Origin of the sequence: Duganella levis (assembly GCF_009857605.1) — a bacterium.
GTDB classification, from domain to species: domain Bacteria; phylum Pseudomonadota; class Gammaproteobacteria; order Burkholderiales; family Burkholderiaceae_D; genus Rugamonas; species Rugamonas levis.
Genome location: NZ_WWCT01000024.1, coordinates 23,712 through 43,937 on the forward strand (window position 1 = coordinate 23,712; position 20,226 = coordinate 43,937).

General features: G+C 62.7%; 18 protein-coding genes and 1 tRNA gene. 16 read left to right on the forward strand and 3 right to left on the reverse strand.

All coding sequences use genetic code 11. The annotated features are described in order from the left end of the window. The first annotated feature begins 248 nt into the window (after positions 1–248). From GTP69_RS24270 to GTP69_RS24315, 10 genes are all read left to right on the forward strand, one after another. Positions 249–1,325: a pilus assembly protein PilM gene (locus GTP69_RS24270; RefSeq protein WP_161057293.1), complete on the forward strand. Its 1,077-nt coding sequence runs from the start codon at positions 249–251 to the stop codon at positions 1,323–1,325. Continuing rightward, positions 1,325–1,936: a PilN domain-containing protein gene (locus tag GTP69_RS24275; protein WP_161057294.1), complete on the forward strand. Its 612-nt coding sequence runs from the start codon at positions 1,325–1,327 to the stop codon at positions 1,934–1,936. The genes GTP69_RS24270 and GTP69_RS24275 overlap by 1 nt, the downstream gene beginning before the upstream one ends. Beyond that, complete coding sequence (locus tag GTP69_RS24280; protein ID WP_161057295.1) at positions 1,936–2,616, forward strand: type IV pilus inner membrane component PilO; 681 nt, start codon at positions 1,936–1,938, stop codon at positions 2,614–2,616. Before GTP69_RS24275 ends, GTP69_RS24280 begins: the two co-directional genes overlap by 1 nt. Then, positions 2,613–3,152: a pilus assembly protein PilP gene (locus GTP69_RS24285; protein WP_161057296.1), complete on the forward strand. Its 540-nt coding sequence runs from the start codon at positions 2,613–2,615 to the stop codon at positions 3,150–3,152. The genes GTP69_RS24280 and GTP69_RS24285 overlap by 4 nt, the downstream gene beginning before the upstream one ends. Then, positions 3,149–5,338, forward strand: coding sequence for a type IV pilus secretin PilQ (locus GTP69_RS24290; protein ID WP_161057297.1), 2,190 nt, complete (start codon positions 3,149–3,151; stop codon positions 5,336–5,338). The genes GTP69_RS24285 and GTP69_RS24290 overlap by 4 nt, the downstream gene beginning before the upstream one ends. Before the next feature lie 35 nt (positions 5,339–5,373). Then, positions 5,374–7,551 (forward strand): beta strand repeat-containing protein, encoded by a 2,178-nt coding sequence (locus tag GTP69_RS24295; protein ID WP_161057298.1) that lies wholly within the window; start codon positions 5,374–5,376, stop codon positions 7,549–7,551. Between the two features lie 12 nt (positions 7,552–7,563). Next, positions 7,564–9,207 carry a bifunctional shikimate kinase/3-dehydroquinate synthase AroKB gene (gene aroKB, locus GTP69_RS24300; protein WP_161057299.1) on the forward strand — a complete coding sequence of 548 codons (1,644 nt, stop codon included), beginning with the start codon at positions 7,564–7,566 and terminating at the stop codon, positions 9,205–9,207. Positions 9,208–9,210: 3 nt separating this feature from the next. After that, positions 9,211–10,347: a deoxyguanosinetriphosphate triphosphohydrolase gene (locus GTP69_RS24305; RefSeq protein ID WP_161057300.1), complete on the forward strand. Its 1,137-nt coding sequence runs from the start codon at positions 9,211–9,213 to the stop codon at positions 10,345–10,347. Positions 10,348–10,434: 87 nt separating this feature from the next. Continuing rightward, positions 10,435–10,674 carry a hypothetical protein gene (locus GTP69_RS24310; RefSeq protein WP_161057301.1) on the forward strand — a complete coding sequence of 80 codons (240 nt, stop codon included), beginning with the start codon at positions 10,435–10,437 and terminating at the stop codon, positions 10,672–10,674. 9 nt (positions 10,675–10,683) lie between these two features. Beyond that, entirely contained in the window at positions 10,684–10,851 is a 168-nt protein-coding gene (locus GTP69_RS24315) for a hypothetical protein (RefSeq protein ID WP_161057302.1), read from the forward strand. Here the strand turns inward: GTP69_RS24315 and mutY are convergent. From mutY to mutM, 3 genes are read right to left on the reverse strand one after another with little or no spacing between them, the layout of a single operon-like run. Beyond that, on the reverse strand, positions 10,848–11,978 hold the full coding sequence (gene mutY / locus GTP69_RS24320) for an A/G-specific adenine glycosylase (RefSeq protein WP_161057303.1): 1,131 nt from the start codon (positions 11,976–11,978) through the stop codon (positions 10,848–10,850). The two genes, GTP69_RS24315 and mutY, sit on opposite strands and share 4 nt — an antisense overlap. Before the next feature lie 12 nt (positions 11,979–11,990). After that, positions 11,991–13,919, reverse strand: coding sequence for a dynamin family protein (locus GTP69_RS24325; RefSeq protein WP_161057369.1), 1,929 nt, complete (start codon positions 13,917–13,919; stop codon positions 11,991–11,993). A gap of 17 nt (positions 13,920–13,936) precedes the next feature. Beyond that, positions 13,937–14,770, reverse strand: coding sequence for a bifunctional DNA-formamidopyrimidine glycosylase/DNA-(apurinic or apyrimidinic site) lyase (gene mutM, locus GTP69_RS24330; protein ID WP_161057304.1), 834 nt, complete (start codon positions 14,768–14,770; stop codon positions 13,937–13,939). A gap of 138 nt (positions 14,771–14,908) precedes the next feature. Here mutM and GTP69_RS24335 point away from each other — a divergent pair, with 138 nt between their 5' ends. The 6 genes from GTP69_RS24335 to GTP69_RS24360 all read left to right on the forward strand — a co-directional run bounded on the left by GTP69_RS24335 (position 14,909) and on the right by GTP69_RS24360 (position 20,183). Further along, positions 14,909–16,699: a tetratricopeptide repeat protein gene (locus tag GTP69_RS24335; protein WP_161057305.1), complete on the forward strand. Its 1,791-nt coding sequence runs from the start codon at positions 14,909–14,911 to the stop codon at positions 16,697–16,699. Next, on the forward strand, positions 16,700–17,314 hold the full coding sequence (locus GTP69_RS24340) for an outer membrane lipoprotein LolB (RefSeq protein ID WP_161057306.1): 615 nt from the start codon (positions 16,700–16,702) through the stop codon (positions 17,312–17,314). It abuts the gene before it with no gap. Positions 17,315–17,323: 9 nt separating this feature from the next. After that, positions 17,324–18,190 (forward strand): 4-(cytidine 5'-diphospho)-2-C-methyl-D-erythritol kinase, encoded by an 867-nt coding sequence (ispE, locus tag GTP69_RS24345; protein ID WP_161057307.1) that lies wholly within the window; start codon positions 17,324–17,326, stop codon positions 18,188–18,190. Between the two features lie 75 nt (positions 18,191–18,265). Continuing rightward, positions 18,266–18,342, forward strand: a tRNA-Gln gene (locus GTP69_RS24350). Positions 18,343–18,492: 150 nt separating this feature from the next. Then, positions 18,493–19,443, forward strand: a complete 951-nt coding sequence (locus GTP69_RS24355) for a ribose-phosphate pyrophosphokinase (protein ID WP_161057308.1) — start codon at positions 18,493–18,495, stop codon at positions 19,441–19,443. A 134-nt stretch (positions 19,444–19,577) separates the two neighbouring features. Further along, positions 19,578–20,183, forward strand: coding sequence for a 50S ribosomal protein L25/general stress protein Ctc (locus GTP69_RS24360; protein WP_110846437.1), 606 nt, complete (start codon positions 19,578–19,580; stop codon positions 20,181–20,183). Positions 20,184–20,226 lie beyond the last annotated feature (43 nt).

The following is a 20,226-nucleotide window of genomic DNA, read 5'->3' on the forward strand; positions in this document are numbered from 1 at the left end:
TGTGAGCAACAAAACAATTGAGTTGTTTTTGCGGCCACGAAGGCAAAAATAAGTGTGGCGAAACCCTCACACCCGGTCAATTGTGCACAGTAGAAATACCTTTACACTTAAATAGCCTCGATTTAATGTACAGGCTGATATATGCCTTCTAAACGCTGGTTTTCAAACGAGTTCCTTATGCAGACTGCTCGACAGCACGTTCGTATGCACAGCCGTGCAGGCGCCAGCCATGGCGCCGGAGGCCTCGTATGATCGACTTCAAGGCCTTGCTGGGGCAGGGCAATCCGCCGCTGGTGGGCATTGATATCAGCACTTCCAGTGTGCGGCTGGTGGAGCTGGCGCAGGGCGCCAAGGGCGACATCAAGCTGGAGCGCTACGCCGCCGAGCCGCTGCCGCGCAACGCCGTCACCGATGGCAATATCGAGAACATGGACCAGGTGGTGGAAGCGGTGCGCCGGGTCTGGAAGAAGAGCGGCACACGCGCCCGCCATGCGGCGCTGGGCATGCCGCCAGCCTCCGTCATCACCAAGAAAATCATCCTGCCAGCCGGTATGTCGGAAGACCAGCTGGAAGTGCAGGTCGAATCCGAAGCCAGCCAGTACATTCCGTTTGCGCTGGACGAAGTCAGCCTGGATTTCGACGTCATCGGCCCGGCCGCCAATTCCACAGACGATATCGAAGTCATGCTGGCCGCGTCGCGCCGCGAAAAAGTCGAGGACCGGGTGGCGATTGCCGAAGCGTCCGGCCTCAAGGCCATCGTGATGGACATCGAATCCTACGCCGCCCGCGCCGCGCTGGACCGCGTGGTGACGCAGCTGCCGGACGCCGGCATCGGCCAGGTGATCGCGCTGTTCCAGATCGGCGCCCAGGTCACCCATATTTCCGTGATGCTGGACGGCGTTACCGTCTACGAGCGCGAGCAGCCGTTCGGCGGCAACACGCTGACCCAGGACATCGTGCGTAGCTACGGTCTGTCGTTTGAGGAAGCCGACGCGCGCAAGAAAACCGGCGACCTGCCGGACAACTATCACGCCGAACTGCTGACGCCGTTCCTGGAAAGCGCCGCGCTGGAAGTCACGCGCGCGGTCCAGTTCTTCTACACCTCCACGCCCTACACCAAGGTCGACCAGTTGTACCTGGCCGGCGGCTGCGCGCTGATTCCCGGCCTGCTGGACCTGGTGGCCAGCCGCACGCGCATCGCCAGCTCGGTGATCTCGCCGTTCAAGGGCATGCAGATCGGTTCGTCGGTGCGCGAGTCGCAACTGCGGCTGGATGCGCCGGCCTATCTGGTGGCCTGCGGCCTGGCCTTGCGGAGGTTCGGCTAATGATACGCATAAACCTGCTGCCGCACCGCGAAGAGAGACGCAAGCAGAAGAAGCAGGCCTTCTTCGCGCTGCTGGCGCTGGGCGGCGTGATCGGCATCGGCATCGTGCTGGTGGTCGGCGCCTACAACGCGCGCGCCATTTCGGTCCAGGAAGCCCGCAACCAGGAACTGAAAACCGCCATCAGCGGCCTCGATAAAAAAATCGCCGAGATCGCCACGCTGAAGCAGGACATCGAAGCGCTGAAAGCGCGCCAGCAGGCGGTGGAGGATTTGCAGGGCGACCGCAACCAACCGGTCTACCTGCTGGATGAACTGGTCAGCCAGACGCCGGCCGGCGTCTACCTCAAATCGTTCCGCCAGGAAGGGCAGAAGGTGGCCGTCAACGGCTATGCGCAATCGCAGGAGCGGGTGTCGGAACTGCTGCGCAATCTGGCTGGCGCCTCGCCGTGGCTGGAGCGGCCGGACCTGATTGAAGTGAAATCCACCGGCCTCGGCCAGGGCAAGACCGCCAAAAAAGTGGTGGAGTTCAACCTCAACGTCTTCATCAAGCGCCCGCGCGACAAAGACAAGCCGGAAGACGGCGCCAAGGCCAAGCCACAGGGACGTACGTAATGGCGGCCAAACTCAACATCAATATCAATGAATGGTTTGCCGACCTGGCCGACCAGTTCCGCGACCTCCAGGGCCGCCATCCGGGCCAGTGGCCGGTGGCGCCGCGCGTGCTGTGCGCCATCGGCGTGACGGCGGCGGTGTGCGTGGCCGGCTATTTCGGCTACTGGAGTTCGCAGTTCGACGAACAGGACGCCGGCCTGATGACGGAAACCCGGCTGCGCGAGGAGTACAAGATCAAGACCGCGCAGGCGATCAACCTGGAGGCGCTGCGCGCGCAAAAAGTCCAGGTCGACCAGTACGTCGAGCGCTTGCAGAAGCAGCTGCCGAGCAAGGCCGAAATGGCCGCGCTGCTGACCGACATCAACCAGGCCGGCGCCGGCCGCGGCTTGCAGTTCGACCTATTCAAACCGCAGCAGGTGGTGATCAAGGATTACTACGCCGAGCTGCCGATCGACATCAAGATCACCGGCAACTACCACGACATCGGCGCCTTCACCGGCGACATCGCCAACCTGCCGCGCATCGTCACGCTCAACAACCTCGCGCTCAGCACGGGCAAGGATGGCGTGCTGACGCTGGAAGCGGTGGCCAAGACCTTCCGCTACCTCGATCCAGAAGAAGTGGCCGCGCAGCGCAAGGCCGCCGCCGACAAGAAAAAGAAAGCGGCCAAGCCATCATGAAAACGCTTCTTTCCATATTGATGGCCATGCTTCTGCTGGCCGGCTGCGGCGACAGCGATGTGCAGGAAGTGCGCACCTGGATGAAACAGGTCGATGCGCAAACCCAGGTGCGCGTGCCGCCGCTGGCCGAGCCCAAGGTGTTCGTGCCGTTCGCCTACGCGCGCAAGGATGACATCGATCCGTTCAATCCCAACAAGCTGCTGGCCGAGCTGGCCAAGCAGGCCGGCACCGGCGGCGGCAGCGGCATCAAGCCGGACATGGACCGCCGCAAGGAATTGCTGGAGAGTTATCCGCTCGACACCATCAAGATGGTCGGCACCATCGAGAAGAAAGGCGTGGTGCACGCCGTGCTGCAGGTCGACCGCGCCGTGCATCAGGTGGTGGTGGGCCAGCATCTGGGCGAGAACTACGGCCGCATCACCGGCATCAGCGACAACACCGTCACCATCAAGGAAATCGTCCAGGACGCCACTGGCGACTGGGTCGAGCGCCAGTCCCGGTTGGAACTGCAGGAAAGCAAGGAGAACGCCAAATGAACGCTCATCTCACGGCCCGCCGCGTCTTGGCCGCCGCCACTTGGGCAGCCATGGCGCTGACCCTGCAACTTGGTGGCCTGGCGCAGGCGCAGACTGCCGATGCGGCGGTCGCCAGTGTCAGCACCGCCAACGCCATCGAAGCGGTTACCGCCCGCCAGCAGGGCGCCAACGTGGTGGTCAAGATCGCGCTGCGGCGCGCGCCGGACAAGCTGCCGCTCAACTTTGCGATTTCCAATCCGGCGCGGATCGCGCTCGACTTCGGCGCCACCGTCAATGCCACCGGCAAGAATGTGCTGGAACTGAACCAGGGCGACCTGCGCGGCGTGAACCTGGTGCAGGCCGGCGAGCGTTCGCGCCTGGTATTCAACCTCAAGCGCCCGCTCAACTACGCCACCGCCATCGACGGCAACGCCATCATCCTGACCATCGACGGTTCCGGCGGCATCGCTACGGCGGTCGACAGTGCCGGCCTGCCGGTGGCCAAGCCAGCCGCCCCGGTCGGCAAGCAGGCACTGCGCGACCTCGACTTCCGGCGCGGCGCCAACGGCGAAGGCCGGGTGGTGGTCGACTTGCCCAACAATCAGGTGGCGGTCGATGTGCGCCAGACGCCGACCGGCGTGGTGGTCGACTTCCTCAAGACCGGGGTGCCGGACACGCTGCGTCGCAAGCTGGACGTGGGCGACTTCGGCACCCCGGTGTCGCAGATCACCACCGTGCCGCAGGGCGAGAATACGCGCCTGACCATCGAGGCGCGCGGCCTGTGGGAACAGACCGTCTACCAGAGCGACACCCAGCTGGTGGTCGATATCAAGCCGATCAAGGAAGATCCGAACAAGCTGACGCAGGGTTCGCAAGGCTATCGCGGCGAGAAGCTGTCGTTCAATTTCCAGAACGTGGAAGTGCGCGCGGCCCTGCAGGCGATTGCCGATATTTCGGGCCTCAACATCATCACCAGCGACAGCGTGGCCGGCAACCTGACGCTGCGGCTGAAGGAAGTGCCGTGGGACCAGGCGCTGGACGTGATCCTGCAAGCCAAGGGCCTGGACATGCGCAAGAACGGCAACGTGCTGTGGATCGCGCCCAAGGAAGAATTGCTGACCAAGGAAAAGCTGGAGCTGGAGCAGAAAGCCCAGATCGCCGACCTGGAACCGCTGAAATCGGAGATCTTCCAGTTGAATTACCAGAAAGCGGAAGCGTTCAAGCTGGTGTTCGGGCTGGATGGCGGCGCTGACAGCAAGAACCGCATCCTGTCCAAGCGCGGCAGCGCCATTATCGAGCCGCGCACCAACCAGGTGTTCGTCACCGACATTCCATCCAAGCTGGAAGACGTGCGCCGGCTGATCGCCAAGACCGACGTCGCCACCAAGCAGGTGCTGATCGAAGCCCGCATCGTCGAGGCCAGCGACACCTTCACCCGCAACCTCGGCGCCAAGCTGGGCTTCACCGACCTGCGCACCCAGCGCGGCGGCGATTCCGGCTACCAGATCGGCAACAGCAACACCCGCATCGGCATTGGCGGCAACATCACCGGCGTCGGCGAAACCACCGGCCAGGTGGCGGTCAGCACCAGCAGCTACGCCAATAGCCAGTTCGTCAACTTGCCGGCCTCCAGCATCAACGGCGCCCAGGCCGGCAGCCTGGCGGTCAGCCTGTTCTCGTCGGCCGCCAACCGCTTCCTCAACCTGGAACTGTCGGCGCTGGAAGAGGACGGCACCGGCAAGATCATCTCCAGCCCGCGCGTGATCACTTCCGACAAATCGGTGGCGCTGATCGAGCAGGGCATCGAACTGCCGTACCAGGTGGCCACCAGCAGCGGCGCCACCTCGATCCAGTTCCGCAAGGCCAACCTGCGGCTGGAAGTGACGCCGCAGATCACGCCGGACGGCAACGTCGTCATCGACGTCGACGTCAACAAGGACAGCGTCGGCCAGGAAACCCGTTCCGGCTTCGCCATCGATACCAAGCACGTCAAGACCCAGGTGATGGTCGACAACGGCGGCACGGTGGTGCTGGGCGGCATCTACCAGTTGACCGAACGCAGCACCACCGACAAGGTCCCGCTGCTGGGCGACGTGCCGGTGCTGGGCTATCTGTTCCGCAGCAATACCCGCACCAATGACAAGACGGAGCTGCTGGTGTTTATCACACCAAAAATCGTGGCGGAGAAGCTGCCGTCCACGCGCTGATTTCATTAACTTCATCAACGGCTATGGGATGTGTCATGAATAAATTCACAGGATGGCTGGCAACGCTTGCCTGCACAGGCTTGCTGGCCGCTTGCGGCGGCGGCGGCGGCTCGCCCGGCACTACTGGCAACGGCGTGACGCCGTCCAAGGCCGCCAGCGTGACGCTGACGGCGGACGCCACCACCATCGCGTCGTCCGGCCTGGACGGCACGGAAGTCACGCTGACGGCCATCGTCAAGGACAGCGGCGGCAATGCGCTGGTCGGCGAGACGGTCAGTTTCAGCACCAGCTCGGGCACGATTACCAGCACCAACCGCACCACCAATACTTCCGGCCAGGTGGTGGAAAAGCTCAGCGTCAAGGGCGATTCGTCGCTGCGCGCCATCACCATTACCGCCAGCGCCGGCAATGCCAAATCGAATGCCGTCACGGTGCAGGTGGTCAATGCCGCGCCGATGCTGACGTTGACGCTGACTGCCGATTCCGGCACGCTGCCGTCCGGCGGCACCAAGAACGTCACCGTGACCGCGCTGGTGCGCGACGCCAACAACAATGTCGTGCCGAACGTCGCCGTCAGCCTGAAATCGGACTCCGGCAGCCTGAGCGTGACCAACGCCCTGACCAATGCGCAGGGGCTGGTGACCGGCACGCTGGGCATCGGCGGCGACGCCACCTCGCGCGACATCAAGGTCAGCGCCAGCGTGACCGGCGCCACCGCCACGCCGATCGTGGTGCGCGTCAGCGGCAATGTGCTGACCATCAGTGCCGCGCCGAGCATCAGCGCCGGTTCCAGCACCGACGTCACCGTCAAGCTGGTTGATTCGGCCGGCAATCCGCTGACCGGCAAGCCGGTTACCTACAGTTCCAACGCCAACTCGCTGACCGTCAAAGGCGGCGGCAGCGCAGTCACCAATTCCAGCGGCCAGCTGGTGCTGAGCTATGCGGCCAGCGGCGGCACGGCCGACGTGATCAGCGTCAAGGCCATGGGGGAGCTGGCCTCGGCCGGCATCGCCATCAATTCCTCGACCTTTGCCGTGCGCGTGCTCGACGGCAGCGGCAACGTCGAATCGTCGGCCGCCATTGGCGGTTGCCAGCAGGTGGCGGTGACCAATGCGCCGGGCAGCAGCGTCACGGTCACCTCCTCGCGCGGTACGGTGTACAGCGACAATGGTTGCACCGCGGTGCAGAGCGGTGCGCTTGGCTTGGCGAACGGCGCCGCCACGGCGTACGTCAACGCCACCGGTCCTGGCGTGGCCACGCTGACCGCCAGCGCCGGCGGCCAGACCACCCAGACCGCGCTGGAGTTCTATGCCCCGCTGACCAGCACCTCGACCATCACGCTGCAAATCGATCCGGCCAACATCGGCACCAACACCAGCGGCAGCACCAGCGAGCAGGCCACGCTGCGCGCCGTGGTGCGCGACGGCACCGCGCAGAACAACCTGGTCAAGAATGCCGCCGTGGCGTTCTCCATCGTCAGCGATCCGAGCGGCGGCAAGCTGACCGAGCCGTCGTCGGTGACCACCGGCATCGACGGCGCCGCCAGCACCAGCTTCATTGCCGGCAGCTCGGTGACCCCGACCGACGGCGTACGCATCCAGGCGCGCCTGGTGGAGGGCTCCAACGCGGCCGCCATCGCTACCCTGACGGTGGCGCAGAAGTCGCTGTTCATCAGCGCCGGCACCGGCAACACCGTGCTGACGCCGGACAGCACTACCTACCAGATGGACTACGCGGTGATCGTGTCCGATGCCGCCGGCAACGCGGTGTCGGGTGTCAAGCTGACGGCGTCGGTGCTGCCGACCTTCTACTACAAGGGCACGCTGGGCTACACCCTGCCGACCGGCCCATGGGAGCCGGTGTCGCGCACCGCCTGCGCCAATGAGGATCTCAACAACAACGGCATCCTCGACGCCGGCGAAGATATCAACGGCAATGGCGCGCTCGATCCGGGCATTCCGGTCACCGTGACGCCGAGCGTGACCACTGACAGCACCGGCCGCGCCACCGTCTCGCTGGTGTACCCGCGCGACCGCGTGTACTGGCTCGATGTCAACCTGACCATCCGCGGCCAGGCCAGCGGCACGGAGTCCCGCTACACCTCTCTGGTACACTTGATAGGATTGAGCGGCGATTATTCTTCACAAAACGTCCGCCCGCCCGGCGCGACCAGTCCTTACGGGGTGTCGACGACGTGCAGTAACCCGCAATAACCTGGACCGTGCATGCAAAATGTGTTTTTAGTCGGCCTGATGGGGGCAGGAAAGACCACCATCGGCCGCATCCTGGCTCGCAAGCTGGGGCTGAAGTTTATTGATTCTGACCATGAAATCGAGGCGCGCACCGGCGCCTCGATCCCGTGGATCTTTGAAATCGAAGGCGAGGCCAGTTTCCGCCGGCGCGAGGCGGACGTCATCCGCGACCTGTGCGGCCAGCAAGGGCTGGTGCTGGCCACCGGCGGCGGCGCCGTCCTCAACGCCGACAGCCGGGCCCTGCTGCAGTCGCGCGGCACCGTGGTGTACCTGCGTGCCAGCGTCAACAGCATCCTGCAACGCACGGCGCACGACAAGAACCGGCCGCTGCTGCAAACCGCCGATCCGCGCAAAAAACTCGAAGAATTGATGGCGGTCCGTGATCCTTTGTACACGGAAATTGCCGATTTGGTCATCGACACCGGCCGTCCTAACGTACAATCGATGGTTCAGACCATCCTGACCCAGCTGGATACCATGGCCTGCGAGGCCTCGCCCAACTGCGTCACCCAAGCCGAACCATCGATGAACGAACAATCCAACATCCTGTTAAACGTAGAACTGGGCGAGCGCAGCTACCCGATTTCCATCGGCCCGTCGCTGCTGGACGACAGCACGCTGCTGTCGCGCCATGTGCACGGCAACAAGGTTGCCATCGTCAGCAATACCACCGTCGCGCCGCTGTACCTGGAGCGCGTCGAAAGCGGCTTGCGCGCTGCCGGCAAGCAAGTGACCTCGGTCATCCTGCCGGACGGCGAAGAGTTCAAGAACTGGGCCAGCCTGATGCAGATCTTCGACGCCCTGCTGCAAAGCAAGGCCGACCGCAAGACCACGCTGGTCGCCCTCGGCGGCGGCGTCATCGGCGACCTGACCGGCTATGCGGCCGCCAGCTATATGCGCGGCGTCGATTTCATCCAGATGCCGACCACCTTGCTGTCGCAGGTCGATTCCTCGGTGGGCGGCAAGACCGGCATCAACCACCCGCTGGGCAAGAACATGATCGGCGCCTTCTACCAGCCGCGCGCGGTGATCGCCGATACCGCCACGCTGGAAACCCTGCCGGAGCGCGAGCTGTCGGCCGGCCTGGCGGAAGTGATCAAGTACGGCGCCGTGATCGACCTGGCGTTCTTCGAGTGGATCGAAGAAAACATTGGCAAGCTGATGGCGCGTGACAAGGGCGCGCTGGCCTACGCCATCGCCCGTTCGTGCGAAATCAAGGCCGACGTGGTACGCCAGGATGAACGCGAAGGCGGCCTGCGCGCGATTTTGAATTTTGGCCATACCTTCGGCCACGCCATCGAAGCCGGCATGGGCTATGGCGCCTGGCTGCACGGCGAGGCGGTCGGTTGCGGCATGGTGATGGCGGCCGATCTGTCGCATCGCATGGGCCTGATCGACGCGGCCACGCTGGAGCGCGTGCGCGCGCTGGTGGCGGCATCCGGCCTGCCGGTCAAGGCGCCCGACCTGGGCGTGGACAAATGGCTGGAAGCGATGGAAGTCGACAAGAAGAACGAGGGCGGCGCCATCAAGTTTATTCTGGTGAATTCGCTGGGCGGTTCGAAGATCAGCAATGCGCCGCAGGAATTGCTGCTGGCGACGCTGGCGGCCTGCGTTTAAGCCATGTCGCCGGAAGCCTACCTCGCTCCCTACGCGGCCCATTCGGAAGGCGGCCTCGGCCGCCGTTATCCGGAAACCGCGCACGCCTCGCGCAGCCAGTTCCAGCGCGACCGCGACCGCATCATCCATTCGTCGGCCTTCCGCCGGCTGGAGTACAAGACCCAGGTGTTCCTCAACCACGAAGGCGACCTGTTCCGTACTCGGCTGACGCACAGCCTGGAAGTGGCGCAGATCGGCCGTTCGCTGGCGCGCAACCTGCGGCTGAACGAGGATCTGGTGGAGGCGATTTCGCTGGCGCATGACCTGGGCCACACGCCGTTTGGCCACGTCGGCCAGGACGTGCTCAACGAGTGCATGCACGACTACGGCGGCTTCGAGCACAACCTGCAAAGCTTGCGCGTGGTGGATGAGCTGGAAGAGCACTACGGCGCGTATGACGGCCTCAACCTGATGTTTGAAACCCGCGAGGGCATACTCAAGCACTGTTCGCTGAACAATGCCAAGCTGCTGGGGCCGGTGGCGCAACGCTTCATCGACCGCCAGCAGCCGTCGCTGGAAGCGCAGCTGACCAATCTTGCGGACGAGATCGCTTACAACAGCCATGACATCGACGATGGCCTGCGGTCCGGCCTGATTTCGATCGAGCAGCTGGAGCAGGTGGAATTCTTCGCGCGGCTGTGGCGCGATGTGCAGCTGGCGTTTCCGGGCCTGTCGGGCCGGCGCGCGATTTATGAAACCTTGCGCCGTTTGATCACGGCGTTGGCGGATGACTTGATCGAGACCTCCAGCGCGCGCATCGCCGAGTTCGCGCCGCAGCATATCGACGACGTGCGCGCGGCGCCGCCGCTGATCCGTTTTTCCGAGAACATGCGCAAGGATGCGACCGAGCTGAAGCGCTTCCTGCATGCGAATCTCTACCGTCACTACAAGGTCAACCGCATGCGGGTGAAAGCCAGCCGCATCGTGCGTGAATTGTTTGAGTCGTTCATGGCCGAGCCGGTGCTGTTGCCGCCGGATTACCAGGACAAGTCGGGCGATGTGAACAAGCAGGCGCGCAAGATCGCCGACTACATCGCCGGCATGACCGACCGCTACGCCATCCGCGAACACCGCCGGCTGTTCTCGCTGGACGAGCTCTGATCTGCCTCAAGCAGCGCAGGCGTTCAGCTTGACCTGAACGCTTGCGCGGCCGATGATGAAGTACGCTGTACTTCGTTGGGAGCCGTGATGGAGCTGCAGGAACAAATCGAAAAATACTGCGCCACCAAGGTCGAGCTAATGGCCTTTCGGGAAGAGGTGGCGGTGCAGTTTGGCAAAGTCCACACGGCCATTGCCAGCACCCACGTCGAGATCGCTAAACTCGAAACCAAGATCGCCACAATGGAAACCCGGCTCATCAAGTGGTTTGTCGCAATCATCATCGCCAACGCGACAATCTCGCTGGCGATCGCCCGCTATCATTCGTAGAGGCGAATCATGAACGACTTGAGCAACGAAGTCTGCGTCAATTTCGCTCAACTTGATGCGAAGTTTGCCAACATCGAAGTCAAAATCGACAGAATGGTGCGCGTTTTAGCAATTGGCTGGTTCGCAACGCAGTTGTCCGCCGCGGCGTTGGTGGTGGCCGCGGTCAAATGTCTCTAGAACATCCGCTGTTGCGCGTCGCGGCGGTCGCCTAGCAGTTCCAGCAGCAGCTTCTTGATCGGCGCGGGCAGGGCGGCGTCGGCGATGTGGGCGGCATCCAGCCAGACGTGGCCGGCCTCGGCCGCCATCGGCAGCCGCCGTGACAGCGTCACGCGGTACGGCGCAATGTGCAGCTTGTAGTGCGTGAACACATGCGTCACCGTTGACAAGCGATCATAGGCTTCCATCTCGCCAAACTTGCCCACCAGGCGCAACAGCGCATCATCATCGGCCGGCTCGATCTCGTCATCGTCCGCCGCCACATGGCCGTCCAGTTCCGGCAGCGACAGCAGCCCGCCCCAGATCCCGCTTGGTGGCCGCTGTTCCAGCAGCACTTGCCCATTGTCGATAATTGCCAGCATCACCGCCTGTTTCTCGGGCGTGGCCTTCTTCGGCTTGCGCACCGGCAGATCCTTGGTGCGGTTGGTGGCAAACGCCACGCAGCGCGGCTGCATCGGGCAGCGTTCGCATGACGGACTGCTGCGTGTGCACAAAGTCGCGCCCATGTCCATCAAGCCCTGCGTGTACGACTCGATGCCCACCTCCGGCAACAGCGCCTCGGCGCGCAGCCACATGGCTTGCTCGGTCTTCTTCTCGCCCGGATAGCTGTCGATGCCGAACACCCGCGCAAACACCCGCTTGACGTTGCCATCCATGATGGCCGCGCGCCTGCCGCTGGAAAACGCCGCAATCGCCGCCGCCGTCGAACGGCCGATGCCCGGCAACTCCGCCAGCAGCAGCGGGTCGGACGGGAATACGCCGTCATACTCCGCCACCACGCGCTGCGCGCACTTGTGCAGATTGCGCGCCCGCGTGTAATAGCCCAGGCCGCTCCACTGCGCCATCACATCCTCCACCGGCGCTGCCGCCAGATCGCGCAGGGTCGGGAAACGCTCCAGGAAACGCGCGTAATAGCCCAGTACCGCCGACACCTGAGTCTGCTGCAACATGATTTCCGACAGCCAGATCAGATACGCATCGCGGGTGTTTTGCCAGGGCAGCACATGGCGTCCATGCACTTTTTGCCAGCCGATCAGATCGGCCGAGAAACTGGGATCTGCAAAATTCTCTACTGCTACAACTTTCATTCTGTTCCTAAATCAGGCTGCGGCGTCCAGCGCCACAAATTCCGCGTTGATGGCGATGCCGATCGCATTCGCCAGTTCGTTCAGACGCGTCTTCTGCGCTTCCAGCTCCTGCTGGCTGCGCTCGAACGCATCAATTTTCTGTTCCAGGCTGTCGGTCGCATCGTGGATGCGCTGGATCGAGCCTAGCCTGTGTTTCAGCTGATCCTTGTGCTGGCGGATCTGCGCCTCCAGCGGCGCCATGATCACCTTCAGCCATGCTTCCGCGTCGTTGTTGGCGGAGCGGAAGCAGCCGCGCACGCGCGAGGCGATGGTGTCGAAGAACTTCTCCATCAAGGTCACGCGGCTGGTGGTCAGCAGCGTCGCCGTGCCGAAGGTCTTGTAATAGATCGCCTCGATGCTGGCCAGTTCATCGCGATAACGGTCCAGCGAAAACGGCATCGGCAGGGCCAGCGTCAAGCCGTGTTCGGTCGAGAAGCGGCGATACATCACGCCCATCATCTCGCTGATCTCCAGCGTCTTGCGCTCGGCCGCGTCGAGGTTGGCGCGGGTGCGTTCAAAATACCCGCGCACCGCTTCGCGCACGCCGGTGAAGAAGCGGCTGCGCTGCATCTCCTGGCGCACCAGTTCGATATCGTCGCGGACGATGTCCATGCCCATGCAGGTGTACAGCTCGGTCGACAGCCGGGTGAACACCGCGCGCGTGGCCTGCAGCTTGAACAGGCTGGCGTCGAATTCCTTCTTCTCCACATCGATGCGGCGCATCATGTGCGAGATCACGCTCTGGTTCTTGCCGCGCAGGCTGCGCAGCTCGTGCAACTGCTCGACAATGCCGCGGCTGCGCGCATGCAGCATCGCCATCTGCGCCGTGTTCAGCGCCTGCAATTCCTGCACCAGCTGCTTGCGCACGATGTCCTTCTTGGCCGGAATCAGCTCGTTGAACAGCGCGCCTTCCAGCGCATGCAGCCGGCTGCGCGCCTGCAATTCGACGTCATGGTTGATCTTGCCAACCAGCGCCTTCTGCGCCGATACCGGAAACACCTGGCGCGGTTCCAGCGACAGCATATGCGCCACGTTGGCCTGCTGGCGGGCGATCTCGGCGTTGATATCTTCCTCGCTGCGCAGCTCGTCCCACATGCTGTCGATCTTGTTCAGCACCACCAGCCGGCCGGCGCCGGCGCCGATGTGGTTGCGCCAGACTTCGATATCGCTCTTGGTCACACCGGTGTCGGCGGCCAGGATGAACAGCACCGCGTGCGCGTTCGGAATCAGGTTCAGCGTGAGTTCCGGCTCGGTGCCGATGGCGTTCAGGCCGGGCGTGTCGAGGATCACCAGCCCTTGCTTGAGCAGCGGATGCGGAAAGTTGATGATGGCGTGGCGCCACAGCGAGACTTCCACCCAGCCGTTCTCGTCCAGCGTGGCCGGCATGTCCGGATCGTCCTCGTCGTACAGGCCGTAGCGCTTGGCTTCTTCCACTGGCACATAGCGGGTCTTGCTGACCTGCTTGAAGGCTTCGTGCATTTCCGCGCCGGCGTCCAGGTTCAGCGGCAGCACCGTCCAGGCCGCAGGCTGTTCGCGGTAATCGCTGGTCGAGAGGTTGTCGGCCCGGGTCTCGATCGGTAGCAGGCGAATCGACGGCGCCATGTTGGGATTCCACAGCAGCTCGGTCGGGCACATGGTGGTACGGCCGGCCGCCGACGGCAGGATGCGCTGGCCATACTCGGCAAAGAAGATGGCGTTGATCAGTTCCGACTTGCCGCGCGAGAATTCGGCGACGAAGGCCACCGACAGCTGGTCGTCGGCCAGCCGCGCCAGCGTGCGGCTGATGCGCTGGTCGGTGGCGGCGTCGGCCAGGGATGCGCCGGCCACCCACGCCTGATAATTCTTCAGTGCGGTGACCACGCCTTGCCGCCAGGCGCTGTACTGTTCGAAATCCCTGACCATCATTGGTGTGCCCTTATTTATTTTTGGCAATTCACACAATAGAACGTGGAACGCTGGCCCTGCTTGATCTGGCGTATCGGCGCCGCGCATACACGGCAGGGCACGCCAGTCCGATCATAGACGAAATAAGTCTGCTGGAAATACCCGGACTGCCCGTTGACGCTGATGAAGTCGCGCAGCGTGCTGCCGCCCTGGACGATGGCCTCGGCCAGGATCTCGCGCACCGCCTGCGCCAGCTTCTCGTAGCGCGCCAGGCTGATGCGCTTGGCCGGCGTCTTCGGATTGATGCCTGCACGGAACAAGCTTTCCGATGCATAAATATTGCCGACACCCACCACGATATCGCCGGCCAGCAGCACCTGCTTGACCGGCGCGCTGCGCTGACGAGTCTGATCGTACAGCAATTTGCCGCTGAAGCCCGCTTCCAGCGGCTCCACGCCCAGTTCGCGCAGCAGCACATGGTGTTCCAGCTCGCCGTCGGCGGCGTCGTGCCACAGCACCGCGCCAAAGCGGCGCGGGTCTTTCATGCGCAGCACCTGCGGGCCGTTCGGGCCTTCCACCTGCAAATCGAAGTGGTCGTGCTTCTCCGGCTCGATGCCGGGGGCCATGATGCGCAGGTGGCCGGACATGCCGAGGTGAATGATCAGCGTGCCGTGCTCGAAGTGGATCAGCAGGTATTTGCCGCGACGGCCGGTGCGCAGCACCTTGCGGCCGGCCAGCAGCTGGGGCAGGGCGGCCGGGAACGGCCAGCGCAAACCCTCGCGGCGCAGCACCACCTCGCGCACCACCCGGTCTTCGATATGGGGCGCCACACCGCGCCGTGTCACTTCGACTTCTGGTAATTCTGGCATCTATCTCAACTGGCTGAGGAAATAATGGGAGGCAACGTCTGGCTGTAACGGAATATTTGGTTACACTAGTCAAACTCCGCCCGCGATGCGAACGGCGTAAAATCTGACCGTACTTTGCTGACTTGCCAGGATCTGCCCTTGAAAAACGCTTTCGCCATTGTAACCCTGTCCGCCTTGCTGTCGGCGTGCGCTGTCGCGCCGCACCAGCAGGACGAGCCCGCCGCCACGCCGCAGCCCGCCGAGGCCGCTGCTGCGGACGCCGCCGCGCCGGCCGAGGCCGAAGCACCAGCACCAGCGCCGGAAGCGCTGCCGAATAACGATCTGACCAGCGACCTGCTGTTCCGCATCACCAAGGCCGAGCTGGAATTCAAGAAAGGGCAGTGGCAAGGCCCGTACATCACCATGATGGCGCTGGCCCAGCAGACCCGCGACCCGCGCCTGGCGCGCCGTGCGGTGGAAATGGCGCTGACCGCAAAGCAGAACGGCGAGGCCATGTCGGCCATCCGCCTGTGGCGCAACCTGGCGCCGGATTCGGATGAGGCGGCACAATTCTTCCTCGGCTTTGCCGTGACCGGAGACGATCTGGGCGAAGCGGAAGCGGCGTTCGAGGACCGTCTGAAAAAGGCCAAGCCGGCCGCGCGCCCGCTGGTAATGTTCCAGATGCAGCAATACCTGCTGCGCGCCAAGGACAAGACCGCTGCCTTCTCGCTGCAGGAACGCGTGCTGCTGCCTTACGACGATACGCTGGAATCGCATTTGATCCTGTCGCAAGGCGCGTTCGGCCTTAACGACATGGCGCGCGCCCGCGTCGAGTCGGCCAAGGCGCTGGCCATCAAGCCGGATTCCGAACTGGCAATCCTGACCAGCGCCCAGGTGTCGGGCGATATCGACAGCGCCATGAAAACGCTGACCGGCTTCCTCGAAAAATATCCGAAATCGACCGAGGTGCGCGCCGCTTACGCCCGCATTCTGGTCGACAACAAGCAGTACGACGAGGCGCGCAAGCAATTCCTGATTCTGCTGAAAGATCAGCCGGACAACATCGCCACGCTGTACGCGCTGGGCGTGATGTCGATGCAGGCCGACAATCTGCCGGACGCAGAGAAATACTTCACCCGCTTCGTCAACACTCTGGCCGACCATCCGAATGACGAGCGCGATCCGTCCAAGGTGCTGATGATTCTGTCGCAGATCGCCGAGCAGCGCGGCGACTTCGACCTCGCCTACAGCTGGCTGGAGAAAGTCGACAGCAGTGACGAAAAAGTCTACTTGGCCGCGCGCATGAAAATGGCCGTGCTGACCGCCCGCAAAGGCAATATCGACGAGGCCCGCAAGCAGCTGTCCGAGCTGACGCCGACCGACCCTAACGACCAGGCGCAAGTATTCCAGGCCGACGCCCAGCTGCTGCGCGACGCCGGCGACCACCGTGCCGCCTATCAGGTGCTGGAAAACGCCCTCAAGCGCTATCCTGACAATCCCGACCTGCTGTACGACTTTGCGCTGGTGGCGGAAAAAGTGGGCAATACGGAGCTGATGGAAAAAGCGCTGCGCCAGGTGATGATCGCCGCCCCCGACAACCAGCACGCCTACAACGCGCTGGGCTATTCGCTGGCCGAGCGCAATGAGCGCCTGCCGGAAGCTTACGCGCTGGTCGACAAGGCAATGAAGATGGCGCCGGGCGATCCGTTCATCATGGACAGCATGGGCTGGGTGCAGTTCCGCATGGGTAACCTGGACGAGGCGGAAGCGCTGCTGCGCCGTGCCTACGCGCTGCGCAATGATCCGGAAATCGCCGTCCACCTGGGCGAAGTGCTGTTCGCCAAGGGCGACGTCGGCGCCGCGCAGAAGATGTGGAAAGAAGCGCAAGCCAAAGATCCGAAAAACGACGCGCTCAAGAGTACGCTGGCGCGCCTCAACCAAAGCTTATAAATGACTACACCATCGTTCCTCCGGCCGCTGCTGTTGGCACTGGCCCTGTCGGCTGCTGTCGCCGGCTGCGCCACCACCGGCCCGCGTTCCACCGCCGCAGTTGCGCCGTACAGCGACAAGACCGAGCTGACCGGCCGCCTGACCATCAACTTCAGCCGCGACGGCAAGAAGGAATCGATGACTGGCAAGTACGACTGGCAGCAGGACAAGGACAACGTCAACGTCAGCCTGACCGCGCCGCTGGGGCAGATGATTGCCGTGATCAAGGTCACGCCGCACTCGGCCACGCTGACCCAGGGTGACAAGGCGCCGCCGCAGACCGCGCCCAACGTCGATGCGCTGACCCAGAAAGCGCTGGGCTGGACGCTGCCGGTCTCCGGCCTGCGCTACTGGCTGCAAGGCTACGCCACCGACAGCGACGGCAAGCCGTTCACCGCCTCGCCAGCCAACGATACCGTGATCACGCGCGACGGCTGGAAGCTGGAATACGTCGACTGGCAGGATGAAAAAGCCGCCGTGCCCAAGCCTAAGCTGATCTACGCCACCCGCATCGCCCTGGGGCAGGCGGTGGACGACATGAACATCCGCATTTTCATCGATGCGCCCGACCAGTAAAATGCCGGCATGACCGAATTAAGAAACTGCCCGGCTCCGGCCAAGCTCAATCTGTTCTTGCACGTCAATGGCCGCCGCGCCGACGGCTACCACCTGCTGCAAACCGTGTTCCAGCTGATCGACCACGGCGACACGCTGCACTTCACGCTGCGCGACGACACGGCGCTGCGCCGCGTGACCGACTTGCCCGGCGTGCCGGAAGAGAGCGATTTGATCATCCGCGCCGCCAGGCTGCTGCAAGGGGAAGTGCTGCGCCGCACCGGTGCCTTGCCGCGCGGCGTCGACATCGCCATCGACAAGGTGCTGCCGATGGGCGGCGGCGTCGGCGGCGGTTCGTCCGATGCCGCCACCACGCTGATGGCGCTGAACAAGCTGTGGAATGCCGGCCTGAGCAAGCGGGAGCTGATGGATCTGGGGCTGCCGCTGGGCGCCGACATTCCGTTCTTTATCTTTGGCGAAACCGCGTTCGCCGAAGGCGTGGGCGAGGCCTTGCAGCCGGTCTCCGCGCCGCAATGTTGGTATGTGGTTATCGAACCGGGTGTCATGGTGCCGACAGCTGCAATTTTTGGTTCAGAACATTTGACAAGGGACACGCCGCTCGTTAATATATCGGACTTTTCCAGCCACTCCAGAACATCGGCGTTTGGAAAGAACGACTTGCAACAGGTAGCAACGAAGTTATTCCCGCCGGTAGCAGAAGCGGTAGAATGGCTCAGTGCTTACGGTGATGCCAGAATGACTGGCTCCGGTGCATGTGTGTTCAGTGCGGTAGCAACCGAGGCGGACGCCGACGCGGTACTTGCAAAAGTGCCTGCCAAGTGGATAGCCTGGAAAGCCCAAGCGCTGCAACAGCATCCCATCATCGCGAAGTTGTGAAGCGGAAAAAAGATTTTGCGAATCGCTGAAATGGCTGTATAATACTGGCCTGTAGCGACAAGCAGCAAGTTGCGTAGGGGAATCGCCAAGCTGGTTAAGGCACTGGATTTTGATTCCAGCATACCAAGGTTCGAATCCTTGTTCCCCTGCCATTCGTTTGTATCTGGATCCGTCGAGGCACTAGTCTCCGGCCAGGTAGAGCAAAAAGTGAGGCGCACGATGCGCCTCATTCCATTTAGTTCAGTGCGGCGCGGCTCGCGCTGGCTCTTCAAAGAATCTTCTACAACTTCTCTGGAATCCCAATGGCTTACGAAAACCTGATGGTTTTTACCGGCAACGCTAATCCTGCGTTGGCAGAGGGAGTCGCAAAAAATCTCGGCATCCCCCTCGGCAAAGCAAACGTCTCGAAATTCTCGGACGGTGAAGTCATGGTTGAAATTAACGAAAACGTCCGCGGTAAAGACGTCTTCGTGCTGCAATCGACTTGCCAGCCAACCAACGACAACCTGATGGAACTGATCCTGATGGTTGACGCGTTGAAGCGCGCATCGGCCGGCCGCATCACCGCCGCCATTCCTTACTTTGGTTACGCCCGTCAAGACCGCCGCCCACGTTCGGCGCGCGTTGCGATCTCGGCCAAAGTGGTTGCCAACATGCTGGAAGAAGCCGGCGTCGAGCGCGTCCTGATCATGGATCTGCACGCAGACCAGATCCAGGGCTTCTTCGATATCCCGGTTGACAATATTTACGCTTCGCCAATTCTGCTGGGCGACCTGCAGAAGAAGAACAACGAAGACCTGCTGGTCGTGTCGCCGGACGTCGGCGGTGTGGTGCGTGCCCGCGCCCTGGCAAAACGCCTGGGCTGCGACCTGGCCATCATCGACAAGCGCCGTCCGAAAGCCAACGTGTCCGAAGTGATGAACATCATCGGTGACGTCGAAGGCCGTAACTGCGTGATTATGGATGACATGGTCGATACCGCCGGTACCCTGGTCAAGGCTGCGGAAGTGCTGAAAGAACGCGGCGCCAAAAAAGTCGTGGCGTATTGCACCCACGCCGTGCTGTCCGGTCCTGCAATCGACCGCATCAACAGCTCGTCGCTGGACGAACTGGTGGTGACCGACACGATTCCGCTGTCGGAAGCGGCCAAGCAATGCACCAAGATTCGTCAACTGACCTGCGCACCACTGCTGGCAGAGACCTTCAAACGCATCATCAAGGGCGATTCCGTGATCTCCCTGTTCGTCGACTAAGCGAACAATACAGTATCAGTTTTGAGGCGGCGCCCCCGGTTTTTTACCGGGGGCGCCGTTTTTCCCGAAGCGCGCCTGGTCGCGGGGCGCTTCATCACACAGGGCGCAAGTCCTGTTTATTATTGGAGTTACACATGAAAGTTGTTGCATTCAAACGCGAATTGCAAGGTTCCGGAGCGAGCCGCCGCCTGCGCAATTCGGGCCAAACCCCTGGCATCATCTACGGTGGCACCGAAGCCCCGATCGCTATCTCGCTGGACCACAACGCGCTGTACCACGCGCTGAAAAAAGAAGTGTTCCACTCGTCGATCCTGGACCTGGAAATCGACGGCAAAGCACAGAAAGTGCTGCTGCGCGACTTCCAGATGCACGCGTTCAAACAACTGGTTCTGCACGCTGACTTCCAGCGCGTTGATTCCAGCAAAAAAATCCACGTGAAAGTGGCTCTGCACTTCGCTAACGCTGACGTATCGCCAGCAGTGAAACTGCACGGCGCGACCATCAGCCACGTTGCTAACGAGCTGGACATCGAATGCCTGCCAGGCGACCTGCCAGAATTCATCACCGTTGACCTGTCGAACGTGGACGTTGGCCACTCGGTTCACGTTGCTGACCTGACCCTGCCAAAAGGCGTGACCGCTGTCACCCACGGTAACAACCTGACCATCGCTACCGCATCGGTACCAGCTGGCCACGTTGCTGCTGAAGCTGCTGCTACCACCGAAGAAGCCAAGAAGTAATTCTTAGTTCCTTCAGAGAAAACCCGCCGCTGGCGGGTTTTTT